Source organism: Streptomyces sp. NPDC055025 (assembly GCF_053608565.1).
The window spans coordinates 1-1,057 of the sequence record NZ_JBSGVS010000161.1; the positions used below are offsets into that span (position 1 = coordinate 1).

The 1,057-nt window shown below is 56.1% G+C and carries 1 protein-coding gene; it reads right to left on the bottom strand.

All coding sequences use genetic code 11. The annotated features are described in order from the left end of the window. Positions 1 to 136: 136 nt before the first annotated feature. Positions 137 to 697 carry a PAAR domain-containing protein gene (locus tag ACWGDX_RS39375; protein ID WP_137910414.1) on the bottom strand — a complete coding sequence of 187 codons (561 nt, stop codon included), beginning with the start codon at positions 695 to 697 and terminating at the stop codon, positions 137 to 139. Positions 698 to 1,057: the final 360 nt, after the last annotated feature.

Below are 1,057 nucleotides of genomic sequence, written 5' to 3' on the forward strand. Positions count from 1 at the left end.
TTGCATCATCAGCTTTCTAAATTCTGCGTCGGTCATGGCCGGGCAGATTGGCGGGCCGTTGAGCGTAAGAAAAACTTTCAACTTCGAGCCCGGTGTGGTGTTCGTCACCGCGGAATCGTGGACGCAAACGTATTCGTTACAGGACATCGCTATTGCCCTCCACGACCTCGAGCCTAAGTTTCTCGGCGTGACTCGTTGTTACTCGTCGGGTATTTCCCTCGGAATCCGTGACACCACTGACGATCTGACCTGATGCCGTGTATATGCGGTATCGAACACGCGCGAGCGGACGGCCACTCTGCTCATCGCACAAGACATACTGCTCGCTGTGCTCATCGTCGGTTGCCAGTGCAGAATCCGTGTGGTTTCGGATCTGCCCGGTCAACGCCGCCGCTTGTTCAGCCGTAAATCGCATCATCATGCCGCGCTGGGCATAGAACACCGGCTGGGGATTGCAACCGCAGACGTTGACGTCGCCGCTCAGCGCCCAAGGTTTGCCGTTCGGCCCGGTTCCCGGCCACCGCGGCCCTTTCGGAGCAATAAAGCCCTTCCGTCCGCACGCCGTGCAGTAGGTCTGCATATCCAGTGTCGCGATATGCACGCGCGGGGGCGGATTGGAACAGGTGACGGTCGGCAGGCCTTCCGTGATTGTCGCGCTGCCACCTCGATCACCTTGAGCAAGAAAATAGCGGATCATGCGCCATCCCCCTGCGCACCGCGTGTAACGGCAAGCTCCACGACCGTCCATTCTCTATTGGTAGCGTCACCGCGCCAGTTGCTCTCGAGATGCGAGTCGACAACGGCAAACAAATGCGCGGGCAATTTCTGCGTATGCGGCATCCTGATTCCCCTTCGTGAAATTGGTGCGATTAACCAACACCAAAATGCGCGATTACGAAAGGGTTTTCAATAATACAAGTTCGAAATTCGTATAACTAATTTTTCTTATATTTCTATCATTCAAATGCCAAGTCGCTCGACCACGGCGCTTGGCAAGCATACCCCCGAACCCAGATAACAACTCTGTCGTTCGGGGGGCGCAGGACCACCGTCAAAC